At 64.1% G+C, this 1,054-nt stretch carries 1 protein-coding gene; it reads left to right on the top strand.

The window, feature by feature from the left end:
• The first annotated feature begins 61 nt into the window (after window positions 1–61).
• Window positions 62–1,054 carry an IS481 family transposase gene (locus tag MKK69_RS27920; RefSeq protein WP_243973422.1) on the top strand — a complete coding sequence of 331 codons (993 nt, stop codon included), beginning with the start codon at window positions 62–64 and terminating at the stop codon, window positions 1,052–1,054.

The raw sequence follows: 1,054 nt of genomic DNA, 5'->3' as shown, positions 1-1,054 counted from the left end.
CTAGATGTTTGATCCCAGGGTTTGATGGTGCATTCTTCACGCTGGAGTGGAGGGACGCGCTATGGGCCAAGTTCTTCACGGCAGCGCCACCACGACGGAGGCAGTCCGTCGAGCGATCCAGCATAGTCAAGCGAGCCTGAGGGCGCTCTCGAAGCGCTACGGGATCAACCAGAAGACGGTCGCCAAGTGGCGGCAGCGGACCTCGGTCGCCGACCAGCGCACGGGTCCGAAGGATCCCCGCTCGACGGTGCTGTCACAGGAGGACGAGGCGGTCGTCGTCGCCTTTCGCCGTCATACGCTCCTGCCGTTGGACGACTGCCTCTACGCGCTTCAGGCGACGATCCCGCACTTGACCCGTTCGTCGCTGCATCGCTGCCTGCAGCGCCACGGCATCAGCCGACTGCCGGAGGTCGACGGTGGCAAGCCCAAGCGGTCACGCTTCAAGGCCTACCCGCTCGGCTACTTCCACATCGATCTGGCCGAGGTTCACACAGCCGAAGGGCGGCTTTACCTGCTCGTCGCCATCGACCGCACGACCAAGTTCGCCTTCGTTGAGCTTCACGAAAAGGCCACGCGGCGGGTCGCAGGTGACTTCCTCCGCCATCTCATCGAGGCCGTGCCTTACAAGGTGCACACGGTGCTCACCGACAACGGCACCCACTTCACCACGCCCGGCAACGTCGCCTCGGCCGCCTCCATCATCAAGGAGGCGATTGCAGCCGGCGAGACCTTCCGGGCCCACAGCTTCGAACTTGCCTGCGCCCGCAACGATATCGACCATCGGCTGACCAAACCGCGCCATCCCTGGACGAACGGTCAGGTCGAGCGAATGAACCGTACGATCAAGGACGCGACGGTCAAGCGCTACCACTACGACAGCCATGGGCAACTCCGTGCGCACTTGGCCGACTTCGTCAGCGCCTACAACTTCGCCCGCCGCCTCAAGACCCTGCGCGGCCTCACGCCCTACGAAGCCATCTGCAAGGCATGGTCGGCCGAGCCCAGCCGCTTCAGGTCAGACCCGCTCCACCAAATGCCGGGACCAAACATCTAG

This window comes from Methylobacterium sp. J-026, from assembly GCF_022829585.1.
Classification (GTDB): domain Bacteria; phylum Pseudomonadota; class Alphaproteobacteria; order Rhizobiales; family Beijerinckiaceae; genus Methylobacterium.
The sequence above is the reverse complement of the archived record's forward strand: the minus strand, read 5'-3'. Positions and strand labels throughout refer to the sequence as shown.